The following is a 21,982-nucleotide window of genomic DNA, read 5'->3' as shown; positions in this document are numbered from 1 at the left end:
TTATCCCCTCGGCATTCCCTTCGGGCGCATGCGCCGCTTCTGGGCGGCGATGCGGAAGGGCGCGTTGGGGCCGCCATAGCCGTCATAGCCGCCGCGCCGCTCCACCACCTCGAAGAAGAACCCCTCGCCGACCACCGGGCTGTAGATCTGGAAATACTCGCCTGAATCGTCGCGGTCGTAGAGGATGTTCTCGTCGCGTAGCCGGTCGGCGAAGTCGGGATCGAGGCCGAACCGCGCTTCGAGGTCGTCGTAGTAGTTCTGCGAGATCGCCAGCGGCTCGAGCCCGTTCGCCTTGAGCGCAGCTGCCGCGGCGAAGATGTCGCCTGTGGCGAAGGCGATGTGCTGGATTGCCGAGCCGAAGGTCTCGGCGATGAAGTGGCCGGCCAGCGTGCGGCGGTTCTCCGCGCCGTTCAGCGTCAGCCGGAGGCTGCCCTCGGCATTGCCGATGGCCTGGCTGCGCACCAGCCCGGCCGGGTCGACGATATCGACCATCGGCGTCTTCTTCATCCGGAAGATCGAGGTGTAGAACAGCCCCCAGCTCAGCATCTCCTCGTAGTCCATCGTCTGCGCGACATGGTCGACGCGCGTCAGTCCCACCTCGACGGCGGGCGGTTCGCCCGCGACCGGCTCGAACTCGATCTCCCAGACGCGGGCGAGATCGGACGTTCCGTCGATGAAGTAGAGGATGCCGCCGCCAAGGCCGTGGATGGCCGGGATGGCCAGGCCGCCCGGTGCCGGCGCCTGCTCGAAGATCTCGGCGCCGAGCGCCCGGGCCCGCGCCACGGTCGCGCGGGCGTCGTCGACCCGGATGCCGACGGCATAGGCCGAGGTGCCGCGCACCAGGACGGAGGAATGCGCGAAACCCTCCCGCTCGGTGTTGACCACGAGGTTGATGCCGCCTTGCCGATAGAGCGTCACCGCCTTGGTCCTGTGCCTGCCGGCGACGCGGAAGCCGAGCGCGGAGAACAGCCTGTCCAGGCGCTCCGCCTCGTCGACATCGGCGGCGAACTCGACGAACTCGATCCCCGCGGCGGCGATCCGGTCGGGCATGTCGGGCGTCTCGATCGCCACGTCCGGTTCCAGCCGCCGCACCTGGTCCATCAGCGCGACCAGCGAGCGGCGGCCGTCGATGGCGATCGAGCGCGGCGAGCCGCCGCGGAACTGGTCGTTGAAGACCTCGAGCGACAGCGTGCCGCCATAGCCGGTGGCGGCCACCGCGCGCATGAAATCGGTGACGGGCAGGTCGCCCTCGCCCGGCATGTTGCGGAAATGGCGGCTCCAGTAGAGCAGGTCCATCTCGATCTGCGGCGCGTCGGCCAGCTGGACGATGAAGATGCGGTCGCCCGGGATCGATCGGATCGAGTTCGGATCGATCCGGCGGGCGAGCGTGTGGAAGGAATCGAGGATCAGGCCGATGTTCTTGTGGTCGGCGCGGCGCACGATCTCCCAGGCGTCGCGATGGTCGGAGACGTGGCGTCCCCAGGCCAGCGCCTCGTAGCCGACGCGCAGGCCCCGCTTCGCCGCCCGCTCGCCGAGTTCGCGGAAATCGGCCGCCGCCCGGTCGATGCCGCCGAGCGCAAGCGGCGAGACATTGGAGCAGACGAGCATCAGGTCGGTGCCGAGCTCGGCCATCAGGTCGAACTTGCGCTCGGCCCGGTCGAAGCTGCGTCCGCGCTGCGGCTCGGGCATGCCTTCGAAATCGCGGAACGGCTGGAACAGCGTGATCTCCAGCCCATGGTCGCGCACCATGCGGCCGACATCGGCCGGCGAGCCGTCGAAGGCGAGGAAATCGTTCTCGAAGATCTCGACGCCGTCGAAGCCGGCCGCGGCGATGGCGGCGAGCTTCTCGCGCAGGTCGCCGCTGATCGAGACCGTGGCGATGGAGGTCTTCATGTCGGGTCTCCTTCCGGCGCAAGGGCTTCGTCCGCCCAAAGGCCGAGATGCCGCATCTGGAACGGAAGCTGGACGTCGGCCATTTCGTTCCCGTCCTGGATCGGATGGCCGCGGCGCGCGGCCTCGACCAGCAGCGGCGTCATCACCGGCTTGGTGATCACGTCGCAGACGGCTGCCCCGGGCGAAAGACGGTCGAGGTCGATCGGCAGCGGATCGTCGCGGCGCATGCCGACCGGCGAGGCGTTGACGGCGACGTCGACACGCGCGTCATCCGGCCAGCCTTCGTCGATCCTGCAGCCTGGGAAATCCGCCGCAAGCCGCCCGGCCAGCAAGCCCAGCCGCTCGCGCGAGGGGTCGACCAGGCAGAGTCGCGCGGCACCCGCCCCGCACAGCGCCTGGGCGATGGCACTGCCCGCACCGCCCGCCGCCCCGGCGACGAGAAGGGTACGCCCCGAGACCGCGATGCCGTTGCGCCCCATGGCCTCGACGAAGGCGAGGCCATCGGTCATGTCGCCGACGAGGCTGCCGTCGGGCTCGCGTCGGATGATGTTGACGGCACCGACCAGCCGCGCCCGGTCCGTGAGCCGGTCGCAGGCCCGGAAGGCCGCCTGCTTGTGCGGCACCGTCACGGAAGCACCGCCGCAATTGCTCCAGCTTCGCATCAGCGCCAGCAGCGCCTCGATCCCGCCGGGCGGGATCTCCATCGGCACCATCACCGCGTCGATCTCCTGCGCGGCGAAATAGGCGTTGATCGCCGGCACCGTGCGGACCTGCGCGATGGGATGGCCGAGGATCGGGTAGCACCGCGTCGTGCCGGTGATCCGCATGCTGCGCTCCGGTGTCATCGATCGCCTCCGGCCGAGGTCACGCCGCCGGCCCGCGCCGACGCGAGGTAACGAGCCGCCAGAGCGGCGTCTGCGACAGGAGCATCGCCACGAAGGCCAGCGACAGGACGAGCGAGATCGGATGCGAGACGAAGTCCCACAGGAAGGTGCCGACGTCGCCGCGCGCCCCTAGCATGGCCCGCCGGTAGTTGGCGTCCATCATCGGACCGAGGATCACGCCGAGGATGACCGGTCCGACCTGGAAGCCGTAGACCTTCATGAAATAGCCGACGACGCCGAACAGCAGCATCCAGTAGATGTCCACCGGGTTGTTCTGGATCGCATAGGTGCCCACAGCCGAGAGCACGATGATCAGCGGCAGCAGGATCGCGCGCGGGCACTCGACGATCTTGGTGAAGACCTTGATGCCGGTCAGGCCGAAGATCAGCAGAAAGACGTTGGCGAGCGTCAGGCTGCCGACGACGAACCAGAACAGATGCGGCGTCTCGACCAGCAGCAGCGGTCCGGGCTTCAGCCCGTGGATGAACAGGGCGCCGATGATGACCGCGGTGACCGCGTCGCCCGGGATGCCGAGCGTCAGCATCGGGATGAACGCGCCCCCGACCGCGGCGTTGTTGGCGGCCTCCGGCGCGACCAGCCCTTCCTTGGCGCCCTCGCCGAACGGCACCTCCGGGTTCTTCGTCGAGCGCTTGGCGTGGTCGTAGGCGAGCAGTGCCGCGATGTCGCCGCCGGTGCCGGGCAGCGCGCCGATCACCGTGCCGATGCCCGACGCGCGCATGGCGAGCCAGAAGTGCTTCCTGACGTCCGACAGGCGCGGGATGATGCGGTCGATCTTCTGCTTCACCACCGGCAGGCCGAGATTGTGGAGTTGCACCAGCGCCTCGGCGACGCCGAAGAAGCCGATCATCGCCGCGACATAGGGAATGCCGCCCATCAGCGTGATGGTGTCGAAGGTGAAGCGCCCCTCCGCCGTCATCGGGTCGAGCCCGACCATGCCGATGAGGACGCCGAGCGCGCCCGCGAAGGCGCCCTTGGCGAAACTCTCGCCCGACAGGGTGCCGACGAGCAGGATGCCGATCAATCCGAGCAGCAGGTAGTCGCGCGACTGGAACAGGATCGCGAAATCAGAGATGACCGGCGCGAACAGGGCGAGCGCGAGGATACCGATGAAGCCGCCGAACACCGACATCACGGTGGTCAGGCCGATCGCCTCGCCCGCCTCGCCGCGCCGCGCCATCGGATAGCCCTCGATGGCGGTGGCAATCGCGCTCGGCGCGCCGGGGATGTTGAGCAGGATCGCCGTGCGCGACCCGCCATAGACACCGCCCATGAAGACGCCGGCAATCAGCGCCAGCGCGTCGTTGACCGGCCATTTGAAGGTGAAGGAGATCAGGATCGACGTGGCCATCGTGACCGAGAGGCCGGGGATGGCGCCGATGTAGATGCCGGCCATCGTGCCGGCCGCCGTCAGGAAGAGGAGCCAGGGATCGAGCCAGACGATCGCGAAATTACCGAGAGCCTCGACCATGTCAGATCGTCCAGCCGAGGATGATGCCCTGCGGGAGCACGACCTGGAATACGATGCGGAAGACGACGTAGATGGCACCGAGCGACAGGCCGGCCAGCAGCAGCGTCAGGAGCGGATTGCGCCGCCACAGATACTGGAACGTGGCTAAAAGGAAGAGGGCCGAGCTGACCACGAAGCCGAGCTGCGGCAGGAGCACGAGATAGGCCAGCATCAGCGCGATCATGATGCAGTGGCGCAGTGGCAGCACCTCGCGCATGAAGCGGATCGGCGTGCTCTCGCCGGAGCGTTCGCGGCCGCGCCGCGCCGCGCCGGCGACGATGAACAGCCCCGCGACGACCATCGTGCCGGTCGCCAGCATCGGGAACACGCCGGGCGTCGTCAGGCCGCCGAAGCCGGAAATGCCATAGGCCTGCTGGAACGCGACGACACCGAAAACGCAGCACAACAGGGCAAAGACCAGCTCGCCGGGCTTTCGGCCGGGTTGGGTCGACATGGATCTGTCCTCCGGCAGGTGGATCGGCCCGGGCTCAGCACCCGGGCCGACGGGTGGGTTCAGGGCCGCGCGATGCCGAGTTCCTCGGGGTTCACCTTGGCAGCGCCGGTGTCCTGCAGCGCCCAGGCGGTGACCTGCTGCCACTTCTTCAGGAAGTCGGCGGCTTCGTCGCCGGAGATGTTCATGACGATGTTGCCGCGGTTGGCCATCAGCGTGGTGAACTCCTCGCTCGTCGCGGCGGTCTTGAACGCGTCGACGAGCTTGGCCTTCACGTCGTCAGGCGTGTCGGCCTTGACGAAGACGCCATAGAACGGCCCCCAGGGCAGGAACTTCGCCATGTCCGGAACCGCCGTCGTGATCGCGGGCACGTCGGGCAGGGAGGCGACCGCCTCCGCGTTGACCACGGCGAGCGCGCGCATCTTGCCGGCCTTGATGTTCTCGGCCGCGGCCGAGATGCCGGTCGGCATGAAGTCGACCTCGCCGCCGAGCATGGCGGTGAGGCCGGGGCCTTCGCCGTCGAACGGGATCGCGGTGACCTCGAAGTCGGCCGCGTTCTTGATCAGCGCGCTGACCGTGCTCGGCAGGCCGCCGGGGCCGGTGGAGCCCATCTTCACCTGGCCGGGATTGGCCTTGATGTCGGCCAGCAGCTCTTCCATCGTCTTGTACTTGGAGTCCGCCGGGACGACCACGACCGCGACGCCGCGGCCGAGGATGTTGACCGGGTAGAACGAGCCGTAGTCGAGCTTCGACACGCCCATGATCGGGTGCAGCTGCGGGTTCTCGGCGCCGTAGAGGAAGGTGTAGCCGTCGGACGGCGCGGCATTGACGTAGGCTGTCGAGATGGCGCCGGCGCCGCCGGACTTGTTGAGCACCACGATCGACTTGCCGAGCGCTGCCTCGGCAGCCGGGTTGACCGCGCGGGCCACCACGTCGGTCGCGCCGCCGGCGCCCCACATCACGACACCGAGCAGTTCGCGCTCGGGAAACTGCTGCGCGGCCGAAACCGCCGTCATCATCACGAGGGCGGACGCCGCCCCGATCAACTTGCGAAACATGAAAATCCTCCCTTTGCGGCACCTGGTGCCGCCATTTCGACCAGAACCGGCATGGAAGGGCGGCCGCACCGCCGACAGCGGGGGCGAGCCCCGGTCCCTCCAAACCGGAAGGGCAGAAATTGCAGGTTCCCGGCCATAACGCAAATACCAAACATGCGGTGGGAGATAACCGGATGTTAGGTTTTCGCCGCGGTCTGCGTCATGAGCCGGCGAACGGAAACGGCCCGCCTTCGGCGACGGTCGGGGCGGCGGCGGGATCGGCAAGGCCGCAGACCGTCGCAACCCGGCCTGTTCCGCCGCTGCAGCGATGACGCCTTCATCACCCCCGGGTGGACATTGCCGCCTCAGGTGCCGCCGGCGGCCCGGACGGTGCTCAGTCGAGCGGCAGCCGCACAAGCGCGATGTCCGAGCGGCCGCCGGCGTGGGCAGTGGTCGAACCGGCAAGCACGAGCAGCCCGTCGCCGTCGAGCACCATGCCGTTCGCCTTGTCGTCGCCGTCGCCGAGCGAGACGTTGAGGACGCTCCTGGCCCCGCCGAAGGCGGCGTCGAGCGTCCCGCTCGCCGTGTAGCGGGCCACCGCCATGCTGGTGCTGTCGCCGTCCTGGTGATAGCCGCCGACGAGGATGGCGCCCTCGGCCTGGAGCGCCAGCGCGGTGGCCACGTCGTCGCCGTCGCCGAGCGAGGTGGCGACGAACCCGTCCGGCGTGCCGCCCGGGCCTTCACCGGCGCCTAAGCCCGCGTCCGGGGTGCCGTCGGCATTCAGCCGCGCGACGACGAAGTTGGTGCTGCCGTCCCTGGCGACAGAGGTGCCGGCGACGACGATCTTTCCGTCCGAAGCGATGGCGATGGCGCTGGCCGTGTAGTCGCCGTCGCCGGGCGACACGGCGACGACACCGTCGGGCATGCCGTCCTGCGCCTTCCCGAAGCCCGCATCCAGTACGCCGGACGCCGTCAGTCGGACGACGACGATGTCGGCGCCGTCATCGGCGACGTGCGAACCCGCGACGAGGATGGAGCCATCGGGGGCGAGCGCCAGCGCGTCGGCGCGATCGTCGCCGGCAGCCAGATCGATGGAGACGAAGCCGTCCGGCATGCTTTTGCCTTTGGCGCCGCCGTTAGCACCGAAGCTTGCGTCGGGTGTGCCGTCGGGGGCGAAGCGGGCGACGACGATATCGGCGTTCTCGCCCCGCATGCTGTCGCCGGCGACCACGATCGTGCCGTCGGCCGCTGCGACCACGCCGCGCAATACGTCGTCGCCATCACCCAGCGAGACAATGAAGACGCCGTCCGGCAATCCGTCACCCGCCGTGCCGAAACCGGCGTCCGGCGCGCCCGCGGCATCGAGCCGTAGGAGAAAGATGTCGCTGCTGGCGCGTTCGACGTGATGACCGGCGACCAGGATCTTGCCGTCCGGTTGCACAGCGACGGCCGTAGCGACGTCGTCGCCAGCGCCCAGCGAGACGTCGACCACGCCGTCGGGCGTGCCGTCCGCGCCGCCATCGGCCCCGAAGGCGCCGTCGAGCGTGCCGTCGGGCCCGTAGCGGAAAACGACGACGTGCTGCGAGCCGCCGGCATCGTGGTTTCCGACCACGACGAGCTTGCCGTCGGCGGTCCTGGCGATCGCCGCCGCCATGGCATTGCCTTCGCCAAGCGAAATGGAGACCGTGCCACCGGCGGTGCCGACGCCGCATCGGACGTCGAGCGAGCCCTGCCCCTGCTGCGCGCGGGCCGGAACCGATGGGCCGGCGGAGACGAGTGCCGCAGCCGACGCGCCGGCCAGCAGAACCCGGCGGACCAGGACGTGGAGCGGGCGCCGGCCGGCGCCGCGCCCGGCCGCCGGGCTTTCCGCCACGGCGTCGCTGCATCCGATGATTGTACGTCCGTCGACCATTGGCGGGGGTCCCCGTATTCGATAGGATCGTCGGGGCAGATACTTCGGGCAGGCGCAGCAGGCGACACAAATAACATACGGGAAAATAAGCGGAATCTCCGGACCATGAACGACGCTTCCTTTGCAGTTCGAATTCGCAGATGGCGCCGCGCCAACGGCATCAAGCAAAGTGCACTCGCCGCAACCTTGAATGTATCGCAGGCTGCCGTTTCTCGCTGGGAGAACGGCGTCGACTGTCCGTCCATGGCCGTCCTTCGCAAGATTACTGATCTGATCGCCGACGGCATCCGCGACGAACTTGCGACCGAGCGCCGTTTCATCGAGAGACTGTCGTCCGCCGAAGCCATCTTCGATCTGGACGGAATCCGCCTGGAGGCCACATCCGCCGGATTGAAGCGCCTCTGGCCGAATTTTTCGCGGCTGGTCGGCTACAGGATCGCCGATCGGTTGATCGCCGAAAGCAGGATCGTCCTGGACGATTCGAGCCTGCGAAGGGACATATTGCGCGGCGACGTCACCATCGTGTCCGGCATCACCACCCGGCACACGGACCTCGAACTCGACCAGGCGGCCAAGCATCGCTGGATATCTCGGATCCGCATCGACGGCGCCCGCGCCTACGCCAGGCTGGTCTACGAGCCCTGCGATCCGGACCTCCCCCAGGGGATCGAGGACGTCTTCCGCCCGGATGACGTCGCGGCGGGGTAGACGGCCGACTCCGGTCCGGGCGTCGCCATGGCGCGGCCGCCGGCAACCGCATGTCAGGCCCGCGCCACGGCCTCCATCATGATCCGGCGCAGCGCGGCGACGAGGCTTTCGGCGAAGCTCGAGAGCGCGACGTCGCTGCGACGGGCGATGTAGGTCTGGAACTCCGTTTCCTCGGCGATCGGAACGACCGCGATGTCGCGGCGGTCGGCGTCGGCCACCGTGAACACGTCGATCACCGCCGTGCCGAGCTTCTGCTTGACCAGCGCCACCACCGTGGAGCCGAAGCGGGCACGGATGGCGATCTCGTAGGCGAGAGCGTCGCGCGCGAAGATGCCGGCCATGATGCCGCCATAGGGGTCGGCCGGATCGATGCCGATCAGCGGGCAGGCGGCGATCTCGCGGGCTGTCACGAAGGGCCGCGACGCGAAGGGATGGTCGGGCGCGACGATGCAGACCAGGTGCCCCTTCGCCAGCGGCTCGAACAGGATCGAGGGGTGGTCGAAGCGATAGCTCATCACCACGAACTCGCCGCGTCCGAGCATGACGTAGTCGACGGCGTCCTCGATCTTGAGGATGTCGATGTCGAGGCGGATGTCGGGGTAGCGCCGCTTGATCTCGGCGACCGCGCGCGGAACCATGACGTTGGCGATGCTCGGCACCGAGCCGAAGGACAGCTCGACGCCCCGTCCGCGCTCCAGCTGGCCGATGGTGAACTGGAGGTCCTCGATCTTCTTGTGGACCTCATGGATCTGCTCGAAGATGTTGACGGCTTCCGGCGACGGGACGTAGCGGCCGCCCTTGCGCAGGAAGAGCTTGATTCCGAGCTGGTCCTCCAGGTGCTTCATCGTGCGGCTGATGCCGGGCTGCGCGACGTTCAGCAGCCGTGCCGCACCGGCGATGCTGCCGGCCACCATCACCGCGCGAATGACTTCGATCTGCCTGAGCGTCAGCATTCCCGGTCGGCCCTCCGGCGCGCAGAGGGACATGCCGGCGCGACGCGGTCAATGGACCTTGTCGATCCGTGGCGCAGCCCTTGACCTTCCAGCGACTGGAAGCACTACATGGTGACCAACAGGATCGGAGACCCCATGGCTCACCATCACCACGACCACACGGGCGACGGCGCCTGCTGCGCGGGCAAAGGCGCCGCCGCGGCAGCCGCGCTGCTGCGCGACCCCGTCTGCGGCATGACGGTCGATCCGGCGAAGAACAAGCCGACCACCGAGTTCGACGGCCACATCATCCACTTCTGCTGCGAGGGCTGCCGGACCAAGTTCCTTGCCGATCCGGAGGCGTACAGGACGGCGACCGACCCGGTCTGCGGCATGAGCGTCAGCCGCGCGAACGCACCGCATTTCGCCCGCCACGAAGGGCAGAAGTTCTGGTTCTGCTCGGCCCGCTGCAAGGAAAAGTTCGAGGCCGACCCGCAGACCTACCTTGCCGGCGTGCCCGCCCCCGAGCCCATGCCCGAAGGCACGAAATACACCTGCCCGATGCACCCCGAGGTGATCAGCGACAAGCCGGATTCCTGCCCCAAATGCGGCATGGCGCTCGAACCCATGGGCGTGCCTACGGGCGAGGAAGGCCCCAATCCGGAGCTCGTCGACTTCACGCGCCGCTTCTTCATCAGCGCCGCGCTGGCGCTGCCGCTCCTCGTCATCGCCATGGGGCCGATGGTCGGGCTGCCGGTGCGCGGATGGATCGGCGAGCCGGCCGCCACCTGGATCGAGATGCTCTTGGCCGCACCGGTCGTGCTGTGGGCGGCGATCCCCTTCTTCCATCGCGGCTGGCAGTCGCTCGTCCATCGCAGCCCCAACATGTGGACGCTGATCGCCATCGGCGTCGGCACGGCCTTCCTGTACAGCGTCGCCGCCACACTGGCGCCGGGCCTGTTTCCGCCGCAGTTCCGCGGCCATCACGGCACCGTCCCGGTCTATTTCGAGGCGTCTGCGGTGATCGTGGCGCTGGTCTTCCTCGGGCAGGTGCTGGAGCTGAAGGCGCGCGAGCGCACCGGCTCGGCCATCCGCGCCCTGCTCGACCTGGCGCCGAAGACCGCGCGGCGCATCGCGCCCGACGGCTCGGAGGAAGACGTGCCGCTGGCCGAGGTGAAGACCGGCGACCGGCTGCGCATCCGTCCGGGCGACGCCGTGCCGGTCGACGGAACCGTGACCGAGGGTCGTTCCTCCGTCGACGAATCCATGATCACCGGCGAACCGCTGCCGATCGAGAAGACCGAAGGTGCCCCGCTCACCGGCGGCACGCTCAACCGCAACGGCTCGCTGGTCATGCGCGCCGAGACCTTCGGCGCCGACACCGTGCTGTCGCGGATCGTCGCCATGGTGGCCACCGCGCAGCGCTCGCGCGCGCCGATCCAGGGCATGGCCGATCGCGTCGCCGCGTGGTTCGTGCCGGCGGTCGTGGCCTCGGCGATCCTCGCCTTCATCGTCTGGTCGCTGATCGGCCCTGAACCGGCGATGGTCTTTGGCCTCGTCTCGGCGGTGTCGGTGCTGATCATCGCCTGCCCCTGCGCGCTCGGGCTCGCGACGCCGATGTCGATCATGACCGCGACCGGGCGCGGCGCGCAGGCCGGCGTCCTGATCCGCGACGCCGAGGCGCTGGAGCGCTTTGCCGGCATCGATACGCTGATCGTCGACAAGACCGGCACGCTGACTGAAGGTAAGCCGACGCTGACGGATGTGGTCGCCGCTCCCGGGTTCGGCGAGGACGAGGTGCTGGCGCTCGCTGCCAGCCTCGAGCGCGGCTCTGAGCATCCGCTCGCCGAGGCGATCGTCGGCGGTGCGGAGGCCCGCGGCGCCACGCTCTCGCAGGCCGGGGACTTCGAAGCGACGACCGGCAAGGGCGTGTCCGGCACGGTCGGCGGGCGGCGGGTGCTGCTTGGCAATGCGGCCATGATGGCCGCTGCGGGCATGGATGTCTCGTCGCTCGCGACCCGGGCGGACGCGCTGGCCGGCGACGGCAAGACGGCGATGTTCGTGGCCCTCGACGGCCGGGCCGCCGGCCTCGTCGCCGTCGCCGACGCCATCAAGGCCACCACCGCCGACGCGATCCGCACGCTGCACGCCAGCGGGCTTTCGATCATCATGGCGACCGGCGACAGCGAGCGCACCGCCCGTGCGGTCGCAGCTCGCCTGGGCATCGACGACGTGCGCGCCGGCCTGCTGCCCGAAGGCAAGCAGGCGCTGATCGCCGAGCTGCAGAGCCGCGGCGCAAAGGTCGCCATGGCCGGCGACGGCGTCAACGACGCGCCGGCACTGGCGTCCGCCGACGTCGGCATCGCCATGGGCACGGGCGCCGATGTCGCGATGGAGAGTGCCGGCATCACGCTGGTGAAGGGCGACCTCGTCGGCATCGTGCGGGCGCGCCGCCTCGCCCGGGCGACGATCCGCAACATCAAGCAGAACCTGTTCTTCGCCTTCGTCTACAACGCGCTCGGCGTGCCGATCGCTGCGGGTGTGCTCTATCCCGTCTTCGGCACGCTGCTCTCGCCCATGTTCGCGGCCGCCGCGATGAGCCTGTCATCGGTCTCGGTGATCGGCAACGCGCTCAGGCTGCGTTCGCTGAAACTCTGACCGGAAAGGAGGACGACGCCATGAACATCGGAACCGCTGCGGAGCGCTCCGGCCTGCCGGCCAAGACGATCCGCTACTATGAGGAGATCGGTCTCCTCAAGCCCGACCGCACCGACAATGGCTACCGCGACTATTCGGTGGCCGACCTCCACAAGCTGCGCTTCCTGCAGCGGTCGCGCAGCCTCGGCTTCTCGGTCGAGGAATGCCGCCAGCTGCTCTCGCTCTACGACGACAAGGACCGCGAGAGCGCCGACGTGAAGGCGATCGCGCAGGCCAAGCTCGCCGAGATCGACCGCAAGCTCGCCGAACTCGCCGGCCTGCGCGACATGCTGCGCCACCTCGTCGCCAACTGCCACGGCGACGACCGCCCCGACTGCCCGATCATCGACGGCCTGTCGGGCGAGGCGGCCTTCGTCACGGGCGGCGGCTGCCACGGCAAGGAGGAACGACCATGATGAACGACATGATGTCGGGCGGCGGCATGTGGGGCATGGGGATCGGCGGGCTCGTGATGCTGCTGATCGTGGTGCTCGTGATCGCCGCGCTCGTGAAATACATCTTCTTCCGATAGGAGCCAGACCATGACCGGAAACCGATCATTCTCCCTGCGCGGCACGGCTTTCGCGCTGGGCTTGCTCGCCGCCGGCGCCGCGCAGGCAGCCACCGCCATCGAGGTGCTGAAGACGGCGAGCTGCGGCTGCTGCCATGCCTGGGTCGAATACATGGCCGGGAACGGCTTCGACGTTTCGGCCCGCGACCTGCCGATGGCGACGCTGATGAGCCGCAAGGCCGAGGCGGGCCTGCGGCCGGGCCAGACCTCCTGCCACACCGCCTTCGTCGAGGGCTACGTGATCGAGGGCCACGTGCCGGCTCGCGAAGTCCGCCGCCTGCTCGAGCAGCGCCCGGAAGCGATCGGGCTCTCGGTCCCCGACATGCCCTACGGCTCGCCCGGCATGGGCGAACCCGGCCCGGATGCCGACCCCTACGACGTCCTGCTGGTCCGGCGCGACGGCACGACCGAGATCTTCGCCCGCTATCCGTAGCGGATGGCCCGCGCCGGGTGACGCGGGCAGCCGAAGGTCGTCCTGGGGCGGCCCGGCTCGCCGACCGTGCTCATCCTGACTGGATCGCCAGACCCGCCTATGGTGCTCATCCCGAGCGAGTAGCGAGGCCCGCCAAGGGTCCTCATCCTGTGGCGCAGCCCGCCCCCGTCCTCTTCCCGAGGCGCAGCCCGCCCCGCGTCCTCTTGCCGAAGCACAGGCCACCGACGATCCTCATCCTGAGGTGCGAGCGGAGCGAGCCTCGAAGGACGCACCACGCCCCTGCAGCAATGCCTCGAAGCCCGCGGCGGCAACGTCGTGCGTCCTTCGAGGCTCGCCCGCCGAAGGACATGCTTGCCTACCCACCGACTTGCGGGCTCGCGCCTCAGGATGAGGGCCGTGGAGAGACTGCTCCCGTCGTCGCCGCCTCTGCCGCGTCCCCCTCTCCGTCGTCGCTTCGCGACGTCCCCTTATTTCCTCCCGCAGCAGCCGATATGCCCGCGCCCTTCGCCCGAATTCGGTAAACCGTCCAGGTTTGCGCGATCCCGCCCTTCGGGCTGCCGCGCCCGTCGGCCGAATTCGGTAGGCCGTTCCCGCGTTGCCACCCCGCGGCATCCGAACCACCCGCGCCGGTCGCCGATGAAGGCTTCGCTCCGGCCGTAGACCGCGGCAGCAGGCTGCGGCAAACTCTCCGGGACGCCATTCCCGAGGAGAAGCCCATGTCCCAGCCCGATCCCCGCATCGAAGCCTTCTTCGCCGAAGCACCGCTGTGGCGCGCGGAACTCGCCGCGCTGCGGGCGATCCTGCTCGACGGCGGGCTGTCTGAGGAATGGAAATGGCGATCTCCCTGCTACACCGCGGGTGGCGCCAACGTCGCGTTGCTCTGGGGCTTCAAGGAGGAGTGCCGGCTCGGCTTCTTCAAGGGCGTGCTGCTGAAGGACCCGAAGGGTCTGCTGGTGGCGCCGGGCGAGAACTCGCGCTCTTCACGGACGCTGAACTTCAGCAGCGTCGCCGAGGTCGAGCGGCACGAGGACGTGATCCGGGCCTATCTCGCCGAGGCGATCGCCATCGAGGAGGCGGGGCTGAAGGTCGATCTTCCCAAGGACGATCTCAACCCGCCGGAGGAGCTGACGGCGATGCTGGACGCCGCGCCCGACCTGCGCGCCGCCTTCGAGGCTCTGACGCCCGGACGGCGGCGGGGCTGGATCCTGCACTTCTCACAGCCGAAACAGCCGGCCACGCGCAGGTCGCGCATCGAGAAGGCGGCGCCGCGCATCCTCGCCGGCAAGGGCATGCACGACCGCTGAGCTGCAGAGAGCGCGGCAGGCCGCCGCGCCTGGTCTGCCTTCCGGACGATCGGCTACTTCCGGATGATCCCCTTCTGCATTTCCTCCATCGCGTCCTTGATGCGGCCGCGCAGAATCTCGATCGCCTCGGTGGAGGAGCGGCTGATCACCTCGCCGATGTCGGAGGCGTTCTTCACCGCCGTCTCGAAGGACCGCTTGGCGAGATCGGCCTGGCGGTCCATCAGTTCCTTCGGCGTGCCGGGCACCACCATCTTGGCGGCCATGTCGCGCACCTCGCCCAGCGTCTGCTCGAGGATCTCGCGCTGCCGGGCGAAGACGTCGGTGGCGCCGCTGGCCGCCGAGCGCGAGGCCTTCTCCAGCGCCTCGAGGTTCTTCCGGTGATGGTCGAGAATGTGATCGACGTCGACCTGCGGCATCTTCAGGTCGCGCCCGAGGGCGGCGAACATGTCTACGAAGTGATCGGCTTCCGGTTTCTTGGCCATGATGTTCCTCTCGTTGGCCCGGATCATCCTGTCCGGTTGGGAAAGAGAGTAGCGTGTTTCGCCGGACGGACAAGCGCGGAGCCGCCCGCGGGTCATTCCCCCAGCAGCAGCACGCTGCCGGTGTGCAGCAGAAGGCCGGCGATGCCGCCGATGATCATGCCGTTGAAACGGATGTATTGGAGGTCGCGGCCGACATTGAGTTCGACCAGGTGGGTCAGCTGGCCGAGGTCCCAGCCCTTGACCTGGTCGGCGATGAAGGCCGAAACGCCACTCTTCTGGCGTTCGACGAAGGCGGCCAGCGCCACGACGAAGCCCTGGTTCATGTCGGCGCGCACCTGGGGATCCTCCGAGAGCTGGCGGCCGATGTCGACGAACAGGCCGGCCAGGTGGCTGCGTATCGCCGAATCGGGCGACTGCGCGTCCTGCTCCACGAAGGCGCCGAGGCTCTCCCACATGCTGGCCACCATGTTGGCGAGTTCGGGGCGGGCGAGAAAGTCGCGCTTCAGCTTTTCCGCCCGCTCGGCATAATCGGGGGACTGACGCAGCTTGTCGATGAAGCCGGCGACGAAGCCGTCGAACTCCGCCCGCAGCGGGTGGTCGGGGTCGGCCCGCACCTCCTCCAGCAGCGAGCCTGCCGAGGAAACGATGCGCTTCAGGAGATAGGCGTCGGCGCGGAAGAAGCGGGCGAGCGAGGGCAATTCGTCCCGGATCCTGTCGCGCATCATGGCCAGCGCCTGCTCGTCGTTGAGGAGCTTGCCCAGCGTGCGGATCAGTTCGTCGAAGAGGCGCTGGTGGCGCCGGTCATGGGTGAAGGAGGCGAGCAGGTCGGCGGCCAGCGGCGCGATCTTCACCTTGTCGATCTGCTCGGCGAATCGCTGGCCCGCGAAGTCCTTCAGGCCCGAATCGCCGATCGCCTTCACCGCCTGCGGCACCAGCTTGCCGACGAAACCGGACAGGGCTTCGGCGCGGCGCGGCTCCGACAGCCAGTCGGCCACCAGAGCGGCGAAATCCACCTCGCCCAGCTTGTCGCGCACCGGACCGGAGGCAAGGAAGTTGACCTCGATGAAGCGGCCGAGATTGTCGGCGATCCGGCTCTGGTTGGCGGGGATGATCGCCGTGTGCGGGATCGGCAGGCCGAGCGGCCGGCGAAACAGCGCCACCACGGCATACCAGTCGGCGATGCCGCCGATCGCAGCCGCCTCGGCGAAGGCGGCCACGAAGGCCAGCGCCGGGTACTGGCTCTTGAAGATGGTCGCCACCGCATAGACGGCGATGCAGGCCACCAGCGCGCCGGTGGCGATCGCCTTGATGCGGTTGAGCGAGGCCTGCTTGGCCGCATCCTCCGCGGTCATCGCTGCCGGGCGCGATGCCGCTCCGCGCCTTTCGTCTGTCCCTGCCATGCCTCGGCTCCGGTTGGATCGGTCGACCGCCCTGATATCGGTCGGCCTGGCGCCAGGCGCCAGTCCCCGCAACGGGACAGGGGAGATTGCGTTGCGGCAGTCCGGACGGTCGGGCGCGCGGATGCGGTCCTGCGTCCTGTACCAGCCTTTGTGCGATGCACCATTAGTCTATGTTGCACTGCACCATTTTCGTCCCTATATGTCGGTCATGCCCCGGGCCGGAATGGACGGGGCGCACCATGGCTTCGAAACGAGAATGGAGAACGAGACATGACCAGCAAGACCGCCACCCCCAAGACCCCTGATTTCTTCGGCCAGTTCGCCAAGGGCTTCGAGGAGCTTCAGGCCCGCTTCGGCTTCCAGGCCAATGGCCGCGACGTCGCGTTGAAGGGCATCGCCACGACGCGCGAGCAGGTCGGCACCGCACGCAAGGCGTTCACGGAGACGACCGTCAACGCCGAGACGATCGCTGGCGAGGCTGGTGTTGCCTTCGCCCGCGCCGCCCGCGAGATGGCCGAGGCCGGCTTCGCCAACGCCGATCTGGCGCTCGACGCCTTCGAGAAGATGCTGACGGCCGCCACGCCGGCCGAAGCCTTCAAGGCGCAGACGGACTATGTCCAGACCGCGGCGACGGCCAATGCCGACCGCCTGCGCAAGGCCGCCGAGACCGCGACCCAGACCGTGTCGGCCAATGTCGAGCAGATCCGCGGCGAGCTCGAGAAGTTCAGCCCGCTCGGCCGCAAGGCCGCCTGACCACCGATCGTCTGCACGAAACGAGAGGCCCGGTCGATCGCCGGGCTTTTCGCTGTCCGCGTTCGCCGAGCCGGCAGGCGGATGTCAGCGGGGCGCCTGTCCTGCGGCGTCGCCATGCGTCGGAAAGCCCGGCCGCGCCAGGGCTTCGACCATGATCTGCGCCGCCGGCGGCAACGCGCCGGAGAGATCGATCACGCCGACTGCTTCGACGCTCGCAAAGCAGAGCTTCGCGCCGAACTTTCGGGCGAGCGCCTTCATCGCGACGTTCTGCGAATGCGTCGTCACGTGCAGGAACTGGCAGCCCATCGCGCGGGCCCGGAAGATCAGGCTGGCGAAGAGCGCGGCGCCGACGCCGCGCTGCTGCAGCCCGTCCTCCACGCTGAAGGCGATCTCGGCGGCGGCATGGCTGCCCGGCCGGCAATCATGCAGTTCGGCCGCACCGCGGACGACGCCGTCCACCACATAGGCAAGCACCACCGCGCCGCCGGAAAAGCATCGCGCGGCGTAGGAGGTGAGGAAGGTATCGTCGGTGAAGCCGTTGAACCGGTCGTGTCGGCTCGCGGAACTCAGCCTGAGCAGATGGTTCCGGAAGAGCGGAAGATCGGCCGCGGCAAGTTCCCGGACGTCGCCCGAGGGCGGAGGAAAGAAGCGTTCTGCAGTACCCATTCGTCAAACATCCTCGGTTCGTCCTCCCCGAGTCGTCGACCCTGTTGCGAGTGCGCATATTGTGCATCGCAGCATGACAATCAACTGTGAATGGTGTTTGTTCCGGCGTTCCGCGTGCATTGCAGCATTGCCGCAAACGCAGGGCTGCCGTCGAGCCAGCGGTCCGGCACCGAAACGCCTCGCGCGCACGAAGCGCGTGTTTCGTCGCGCGCCGGCGGCTGCGGCGCCCGGATGAAGCCGGCAGCGTTCCTCAGAACTCGAACTTGAGACTCGATCCCGAAAACAGGCGGCGGAAGGGGTCCTGCGGATGATCCGAATGCAGCGTTCCGTGGAAGGGCGAGCCTTCCGCCTGGCCGGCGCGGTCGCGTCTGTCGGCCTTGCGTCCCGTGGCCACGCCATCGCCTTTCGGCTCGCGGCGGCCGGCATCCTTCTCACGGTCAGGCATCGCATTCTCCGAACTCGTCACAACACGCGGCGAATCGCTGCGCGGTACGGTTGCGGAGCTTAGTGCAATCGGCCGGGTGATGGCGTCACGATTGGTGACCGCGCGTTACGCCCCTCCTCCGGGCCGCTCGCGGGGACCGCCCGGATCAGACGCCTCGCGTCCTCGCTGTGCCATTCGGCAGGGCCGTTCATGTTGGCGAGCAGGCAGCCGTCGCCGTCGATCAGCAGCGTCACCGGCAGCCCGAGCGCCAGCCCCCGCTTCTTCAGGTCGTTGAAGAGCCGCAGCGTGTTGTCGCGGTAGTAGCCGAGTGCCGCCACCTCGATCTCGGCGAGGAACGCCTTCGGCTTCGTGTCGTCGCCGGTGTCGACATTGACGGCCACGACCTCGAAATCCGCACCGCCCATCTCCTTCTGCAGCGCGTCGAGCGCCGGCATCTCGGCGCGGCAGGGCGCGCACCAGGTCGCCCACAGGTTCATCAGCACGGTCTTGCCCGACAGGTCGCGCAGCGTCATCGGCTGTCCGTCAGGTCCGTTGAAGGCGAGGACCGCCAGCGACTGCGGCGGACTGGCGGCCATCATCGCGGCCACCTCGCCGCCCGCGGCGGCGCCGACGGTGTTCGCCGTCTCCTGGCGCGCCTCGCACGCAGAGGCCTCCGCGGCGGCGACCTCCGATTCGCCATTGTTGCCATCCGAGCGGTTCGTCACGTATACGGCGAACGCCCCGACGAGAATGCCCGCGGCTGCGGCCAGCAGAATGAGACGCGACGCCGGCAGGTGCATGTTCTTGGGTGCCATTCTTCTACTCCAGCGTCCGGTTATCACCATGAGCGATGAAAAGACCAGCAACCAGATGTGGGGCGGACGTTTCGCCTCGGGTCCGGCCGCGGTCATGGAAGCGATCAACGCGTCCATCGGTTTCGACAGGAAGTTCTATTCCCAGGATATCCGCGGATCGATCGCGCACAGCGAGATGCTGGCGGAGAAAGGCATAATTTCGGCCGACGATCAAAAGGCGATCGCTCACGGCCTGAACACGATCCTGCGAGAAATCGAGGACGGCAGCTTCACCTTCTCCACCCGGCTGGAAGACATCCACATGAACGTGGAGGCGAGGCTCGCGGAATTGATCGGCCCGGCCGCCGGCCGCCTGCACACCGCCCGCTCGCGCAACGACCAGGTTGCGGTCGACTTCCGCCTGTGGGTCAAGGAGGAGGCGCAGCGCACCGCGCAGGCGCTGAAGCGCCTGATCGGCGTCTTCCTCGACCGCGCCGAGGAGCACGCGGCCACCGTCATGCCCGGCTTCACCCACCTGCAGAGCGCGCAGCCGGTCACCTTCGGTCATCACTGCATGGCCTATGTGGAGATGTTTGCCCGCGACCTGTCGCGGGTCAACGATGCGATCGAGCGCATGGACGAGAGCCCGCTCGGTGCCGCGGCGCTCGCAGGCACCGGCTTCCCGATCGACCGGCACATGACGGCAAAGGCGCTCGGCTTCCGCGAGCCGACGCGCAACTCCATCGACAGCGTGTCGGATCGCGATTTCGCGCTCGAATTCCTCTCCATCGCCTCGATCTGCGGCATCCATCTGTCGCGGCTCGCCGAGGAGATCGTCATCTGGTCGACGCCGCAGTTCGGCTTCGTGCGGCTGTCGGACCAGTTCTCCACCGGCTCCTCGATCATGCCGCAGAAGAAGAACCCGGACGCCGCCGAACTGATCCGCGCCAAGACGGGCCGCGTCAACGGCCATCTGATCGGCCTGCTCACCGTCATGAAGGGCCTGCCGCTCGCCTATTCCAAGGACATGCAGGAAGACAAGGAAGCGGTGTTCGACGCAGCCGAATCGCTCGACCTGATGCTCGCGGCCATGGCCGGCATGGTGGCCGACATGACCATCAACACGGATGCGATGAAGAAGGCCGCCGGCTCCGGCTATTCCACGGCGACAGACCTCGCCGACTGGCTCGTGCGGGTGCTGGGCCTCCCCTTCCGCGACGCGCACCACGTGACCGGCCGGGCCGTGGCGACGGCCGAGAGCCGCAAGGTCGCGCTGGAGAAGCTGTCGCTGGAGGATCTCCAGTCGATCAATCCCGGCATCACCGGGGATGTGTTCTCCGTGCTGACGGTGCAGAAGTCGGTCCGCAGCCGCACCTCCTATGGCGGCACCGCGCCGGCAGAGGTTCGCCGGCAGATCCGCGGCTGGCGCAAGCGGCTGGCGCGGACATGACGGAAACGGGTGCACGATGCGGAAAACTCCGCTAAAGACATGCCTCAGAAAACGGGGATTACGATGAGCGTCCGCAAGTTTGCCGTCCTGCTGGTCCTCCTGGTGAGCGCCGGTTCCGTCCTGTCGGGCTGCGGCCGGCGCGGCGACCCGATTTCGCCGTCCCAGGCCGCGCGCGACGTGCGCGCCGACCGCCAGAAGATGGGCGAAAGCGTGCCGGCCGAGCCCGAAAAACCGGTCGAGGACAAGCCTTTCATCCTCGATAGCCTCCTCTGACCGGACTCGCCTGAGGCGAGCGGTCCATTCCGGTAAACCGACGTGAACCATTTCCAATACCGCGACGGCGTGCTCTTCGCCGAGGACGTGTCCGTGCCGGAGATCGCCCAGGCGGTCGGCACCCCGTTCTACTGCTATTCCACCGCCACGCTGGTGCGCCATTTCCGCGTCTTCTCACAGGCTTTCACCGGCATGGACGCGCTGGTGTGCTACGCGATGAAGGCGAATTCCAACCAGGCGGTGCTGAAGACGCTGGCTGCCGAAGGCGCCGGTGCCGACGTCGTGTCGGAAGGCGAGCTGCGCCGCGCGCTCGCCGCCGACATCCCAGCCGGGCGGATCGTCTTTTCCGGCGTCGGCAAGACGACGGCCGAGATGGATTTCGCGCTCGCCGCCGGCATCCACTGTTTCAACGTCGAATCGGAGCCCGAGCTCGAACTCCTGTCGGCGCGCGCGGTCGCGGCAGGCCGGACGGCGCCGGTATCGCTGCGCATCAATCCCGATGTCGACGCGAAGACGCACCGCAAGATCTCCACCGGCAAGGCCGAGAACAAGTTCGGCATCGCCTGGCAGCGCGCGCGCGCCGTCTACCGCCGGGCGGCGGAGCTTCCCGGCCTGCGCGCGGTCGGCATCGACATGCATATCGGCAGCCAGATCACGGAGCTGCAGCCCTTCGACGACGCTTTCCTTCTGCTCGCCGAGCTGACCGAAACGCTGCGGGCGGACGGGCATGCGATCGAGCACGTCGACCTCGGCGGCGGCCTCGGCATCCCCTACCACGAGGACAACAACCCGCCGCCCGACCCGCAGGCCTATGCCGCCATCGTGCGCAAGCACATGGAAAAGCTCGGGCTGAAGGCGATCTTCGAGCCCGGCCGGCTGCTCGTCGGCAATGCCGGCATCCTCGTCACCTCGGTCGTCTACCTCAAGGAAGGCGACGCCAAGAACTTCGTCATCGTCGACGCGGCGATGAACGACCTGATCCGCCCGACGCTCTACGACGCCTTCCACACCATCAAGCCGGTGGTGATCGGCGCCGAAGGCAGCCCGCGCATCACCGCCGACATCGTCGGCCCCGTCTGCGAGACCGGCGACTATCTCGGCCATGATCGCGAACTGCCCAGGCTGGCGCGCGGCGACCTGCTGTCGGTCGGCACTGCCGGTGCCTACGGCGCCGTGCAGGCAGGCACCTACAACACCCGCCTGCTGGTGCCCGAGGTGCTGGTCAACGGCGACCGCTTCCACGTCGTGCGGCCCCGGCCGACCTACGAGGAGCTGATCGGACTCGATTCCATCCCCGACTGGCTGGCGTAGACTGCTGCCCGGCCGCCCGTGTCGCCGGCCTGCCGCAGCGCAGGCGGCCGTTCTGCGCCGCATGATCACGATTTGGTTG

General features: G+C 68.4%; 21 protein-coding genes. 9 read left to right on the top strand and 12 right to left on the bottom strand.

Translation table 11 applies throughout. The features are described 5' to 3' along the window. The 6 genes from N1F91_RS01540 to N1F91_RS01515 form a co-directional block, all read right to left on the bottom strand. The gene (locus N1F91_RS01540) at nucleotides 1-1,893 is read right to left on the bottom strand and encodes a sugar phosphate isomerase/epimerase and 4-hydroxyphenylpyruvate domain-containing protein (protein ID WP_289989613.1); all 1,893 of its coding nucleotides are present in this window, start codon (nucleotides 1,891-1,893) and stop codon (nucleotides 1-3) included. Continuing rightward, the gene (locus N1F91_RS01535; RefSeq protein WP_289989611.1) at nucleotides 1,890-2,738 is read right to left on the bottom strand and encodes a shikimate dehydrogenase; all 849 of its coding nucleotides are present in this window, start codon (nucleotides 2,736-2,738) and stop codon (nucleotides 1,890-1,892) included. The genes N1F91_RS01540 and N1F91_RS01535 overlap by 4 nt, the downstream gene beginning before the upstream one ends. A 19-nt stretch (nucleotides 2,739-2,757) precedes the next feature. After that, complete coding sequence (locus tag N1F91_RS01530) at nucleotides 2,758-4,266, bottom strand: tripartite tricarboxylate transporter permease (RefSeq protein ID WP_289989609.1); 1,509 nt, start codon at nucleotides 4,264-4,266, stop codon at nucleotides 2,758-2,760. A gap of 1 nt (nucleotide 4,267) precedes the next feature. Then, nucleotides 4,268-4,759 (bottom strand): tripartite tricarboxylate transporter TctB family protein, encoded by a 492-nt coding sequence (locus tag N1F91_RS01525; RefSeq protein ID WP_289989607.1) that lies wholly within the window; start codon nucleotides 4,757-4,759, stop codon nucleotides 4,268-4,270. Between the two features lie 59 nt (nucleotides 4,760-4,818). Then, a complete protein-coding gene (locus tag N1F91_RS01520; RefSeq protein WP_289989605.1) occupies nucleotides 4,819-5,814 on the bottom strand; it encodes a tripartite tricarboxylate transporter substrate binding protein in 996 nt (331 codons plus the stop codon). 373 nt (nucleotides 5,815-6,187) lie between these two features. After that, the gene (locus tag N1F91_RS01515) at nucleotides 6,188-7,705 is read right to left on the bottom strand and encodes a hypothetical protein (protein ID WP_289989603.1); all 1,518 of its coding nucleotides are present in this window, start codon (nucleotides 7,703-7,705) and stop codon (nucleotides 6,188-6,190) included. A 105-nt stretch (nucleotides 7,706-7,810) separates the two neighbouring features. Between N1F91_RS01515 and N1F91_RS01510 the strand changes: the two genes are divergently transcribed. Beyond that, the gene (locus N1F91_RS01510; RefSeq protein ID WP_289989601.1) at nucleotides 7,811-8,413 is read left to right on the top strand and encodes a helix-turn-helix transcriptional regulator; all 603 of its coding nucleotides are present in this window, start codon (nucleotides 7,811-7,813) and stop codon (nucleotides 8,411-8,413) included. 53 nt (nucleotides 8,414-8,466) lie between these two features. On the opposite strand, the gene N1F91_RS01505 is transcribed toward N1F91_RS01510, so the two are convergent. After that, nucleotides 8,467-9,366, bottom strand: a complete 900-nt coding sequence (locus tag N1F91_RS01505) for a LysR family transcriptional regulator (RefSeq protein WP_289989599.1) — start codon at nucleotides 9,364-9,366, stop codon at nucleotides 8,467-8,469. 135 nt (nucleotides 9,367-9,501) lie between these two features. Here N1F91_RS01505 and N1F91_RS01500 point away from each other — a divergent pair, with 135 nt between their 5' ends. From N1F91_RS01500 to N1F91_RS01485, 4 genes are all read left to right on the top strand, one after another. After that, nucleotides 9,502-12,003 (top strand): heavy metal translocating P-type ATPase, encoded by a 2,502-nt coding sequence (locus tag N1F91_RS01500; protein ID WP_289989597.1) that lies wholly within the window; start codon nucleotides 9,502-9,504, stop codon nucleotides 12,001-12,003. A 20-nt stretch (nucleotides 12,004-12,023) separates the two neighbouring features. Further along, nucleotides 12,024-12,458 carry a Cu(I)-responsive transcriptional regulator gene (gene cueR / locus N1F91_RS01495; protein ID WP_289989595.1) on the top strand — a complete coding sequence of 145 codons (435 nt, stop codon included), beginning with the start codon at nucleotides 12,024-12,026 and terminating at the stop codon, nucleotides 12,456-12,458. Nucleotides 12,459-12,584: 126 nt separating this feature from the next. Beyond that, nucleotides 12,585-13,046 (top strand): DUF411 domain-containing protein, encoded by a 462-nt coding sequence (locus N1F91_RS01490; protein ID WP_289989594.1) that lies wholly within the window; start codon nucleotides 12,585-12,587, stop codon nucleotides 13,044-13,046. A gap of 716 nt (nucleotides 13,047-13,762) precedes the next feature. Continuing rightward, nucleotides 13,763-14,350 (top strand): YdeI/OmpD-associated family protein, encoded by a 588-nt coding sequence (locus N1F91_RS01485; RefSeq protein WP_289989591.1) that lies wholly within the window; start codon nucleotides 13,763-13,765, stop codon nucleotides 14,348-14,350. Nucleotides 14,351-14,403: 53 nt separating this feature from the next. Here N1F91_RS01485 and phaP read toward each other — a convergent pair whose 3' ends face one another. Further along, the gene (phaP, locus tag N1F91_RS01480; RefSeq protein ID WP_289989590.1) at nucleotides 14,404-14,832 is read right to left on the bottom strand and encodes a TIGR01841 family phasin; all 429 of its coding nucleotides are present in this window, start codon (nucleotides 14,830-14,832) and stop codon (nucleotides 14,404-14,406) included. A 92-nt stretch (nucleotides 14,833-14,924) separates the two neighbouring features. Then, on the bottom strand, nucleotides 14,925-16,232 hold the full coding sequence (locus N1F91_RS01475; RefSeq protein ID WP_289989588.1) for a DUF445 family protein: 1,308 nt from the start codon (nucleotides 16,230-16,232) through the stop codon (nucleotides 14,925-14,927). A 270-nt stretch (nucleotides 16,233-16,502) separates the two neighbouring features. Here N1F91_RS01475 and N1F91_RS01470 point away from each other — a divergent pair, with 270 nt between their 5' ends. Beyond that, the gene (locus N1F91_RS01470; RefSeq protein ID WP_289989586.1) at nucleotides 16,503-16,985 is read left to right on the top strand and encodes a phasin family protein; all 483 of its coding nucleotides are present in this window, start codon (nucleotides 16,503-16,505) and stop codon (nucleotides 16,983-16,985) included. 84 nt (nucleotides 16,986-17,069) lie between these two features. On the opposite strand, the gene N1F91_RS01465 is transcribed toward N1F91_RS01470, so the two are convergent. From N1F91_RS01465 to N1F91_RS01455, 3 genes are all read right to left on the bottom strand, one after another. Continuing rightward, on the bottom strand, nucleotides 17,070-17,651 hold the full coding sequence (locus N1F91_RS01465; RefSeq protein ID WP_289989584.1) for a GNAT family N-acetyltransferase: 582 nt from the start codon (nucleotides 17,649-17,651) through the stop codon (nucleotides 17,070-17,072). Between the two features lie 250 nt (nucleotides 17,652-17,901). After that, entirely contained in the window at nucleotides 17,902-18,096 is a 195-nt protein-coding gene (locus tag N1F91_RS01460; protein ID WP_289989583.1) for a hypothetical protein, read from the bottom strand. 59 nt (nucleotides 18,097-18,155) lie between these two features. Next, complete coding sequence (locus N1F91_RS01455) at nucleotides 18,156-18,890, bottom strand: TlpA disulfide reductase family protein (protein WP_289989582.1); 735 nt, start codon at nucleotides 18,888-18,890, stop codon at nucleotides 18,156-18,158. Nucleotides 18,891-18,918: 28 nt separating this feature from the next. Here N1F91_RS01455 and argH point away from each other — a divergent pair, with 28 nt between their 5' ends. From argH to lysA, 3 genes are all read left to right on the top strand, one after another. Further along, nucleotides 18,919-20,319 (top strand): argininosuccinate lyase, encoded by a 1,401-nt coding sequence (gene argH, locus N1F91_RS01450; RefSeq protein WP_289989579.1) that lies wholly within the window; start codon nucleotides 18,919-18,921, stop codon nucleotides 20,317-20,319. A gap of 63 nt (nucleotides 20,320-20,382) precedes the next feature. Then, entirely contained in the window at nucleotides 20,383-20,592 is a 210-nt protein-coding gene (locus N1F91_RS01445; RefSeq protein WP_289989577.1) for a lipoprotein, read from the top strand. A 42-nt stretch (nucleotides 20,593-20,634) separates the two neighbouring features. After that, nucleotides 20,635-21,903, top strand: a complete 1,269-nt coding sequence (gene lysA, locus N1F91_RS01440) for a diaminopimelate decarboxylase (RefSeq protein WP_289989576.1) — start codon at nucleotides 20,635-20,637, stop codon at nucleotides 21,901-21,903. Nucleotides 21,904-21,982 lie beyond the last annotated feature (79 nt).

The organism is Aquibium sp. ELW1220, assembly GCF_030398385.1.
GTDB lineage: Bacteria > Pseudomonadota > Alphaproteobacteria > Rhizobiales > Rhizobiaceae > Aquibium.
This window is presented reverse-complemented; position numbering and strand designations above follow the sequence as displayed.

Bases quoted from the DNA above. Each gene is read 5' to 3' on its own strand.
- N1F91_RS01540 (WP_289989613.1), bottom strand. From the start codon at position 1,893: ATGAAGACCTCCATCGCCACGGTCTCGATCAGCGGCGACCTGCGCGAG.
- N1F91_RS01535 (WP_289989611.1), bottom strand. From the start codon at position 2,738: ATGACACCGGAGCGCAGCATGCGGATCACCGGCACGACGCGGTGCTAC.
- N1F91_RS01530 (WP_289989609.1), bottom strand. From the start codon at position 4,266: ATGGTCGAGGCTCTCGGTAATTTCGCGATCGTCTGGCTCGATCCCTGG.
- N1F91_RS01525 (WP_289989607.1), bottom strand. From the start codon at position 4,759: ATGTCGACCCAACCCGGCCGAAAGCCCGGCGAGCTGGTCTTTGCCCTG.
- N1F91_RS01520 (WP_289989605.1), bottom strand. From the start codon at position 5,814: ATGTTTCGCAAGTTGATCGGGGCGGCGTCCGCCCTCGTGATGATGACG.
- N1F91_RS01515 (WP_289989603.1), bottom strand. From the start codon at position 7,705: ATGGTCGACGGACGTACAATCATCGGATGCAGCGACGCCGTGGCGGAA.
- N1F91_RS01510 (WP_289989601.1), top strand. From the start codon at position 7,811: ATGAACGACGCTTCCTTTGCAGTTCGAATTCGCAGATGGCGCCGCGCC.
- N1F91_RS01505 (WP_289989599.1), bottom strand. From the start codon at position 9,366: ATGCTGACGCTCAGGCAGATCGAAGTCATTCGCGCGGTGATGGTGGCC.
- N1F91_RS01500 (WP_289989597.1), top strand. From the start codon at position 9,502: ATGGCTCACCATCACCACGACCACACGGGCGACGGCGCCTGCTGCGCG.
- cueR (WP_289989595.1), top strand. From the start codon at position 12,024: ATGAACATCGGAACCGCTGCGGAGCGCTCCGGCCTGCCGGCCAAGACG.
- N1F91_RS01490 (WP_289989594.1), top strand. From the start codon at position 12,585: ATGACCGGAAACCGATCATTCTCCCTGCGCGGCACGGCTTTCGCGCTG.
- N1F91_RS01485 (WP_289989591.1), top strand. From the start codon at position 13,763: ATGTCCCAGCCCGATCCCCGCATCGAAGCCTTCTTCGCCGAAGCACCG.
- phaP (WP_289989590.1), bottom strand. From the start codon at position 14,832: ATGGCCAAGAAACCGGAAGCCGATCACTTCGTAGACATGTTCGCCGCC.
- N1F91_RS01475 (WP_289989588.1), bottom strand. From the start codon at position 16,232: ATGGCAGGGACAGACGAAAGGCGCGGAGCGGCATCGCGCCCGGCAGCG.
- N1F91_RS01470 (WP_289989586.1), top strand. From the start codon at position 16,503: ATGACCAGCAAGACCGCCACCCCCAAGACCCCTGATTTCTTCGGCCAG.
- N1F91_RS01465 (WP_289989584.1), bottom strand. From the start codon at position 17,651: ATGGGTACTGCAGAACGCTTCTTTCCTCCGCCCTCGGGCGACGTCCGG.
- N1F91_RS01460 (WP_289989583.1), bottom strand. From the start codon at position 18,096: ATGCCTGACCGTGAGAAGGATGCCGGCCGCCGCGAGCCGAAAGGCGAT.
- N1F91_RS01455 (WP_289989582.1), bottom strand. From the start codon at position 18,890: ATGGCACCCAAGAACATGCACCTGCCGGCGTCGCGTCTCATTCTGCTG.
- argH (WP_289989579.1), top strand. From the start codon at position 18,919: ATGAGCGATGAAAAGACCAGCAACCAGATGTGGGGCGGACGTTTCGCC.
- N1F91_RS01445 (WP_289989577.1), top strand. From the start codon at position 20,383: ATGAGCGTCCGCAAGTTTGCCGTCCTGCTGGTCCTCCTGGTGAGCGCC.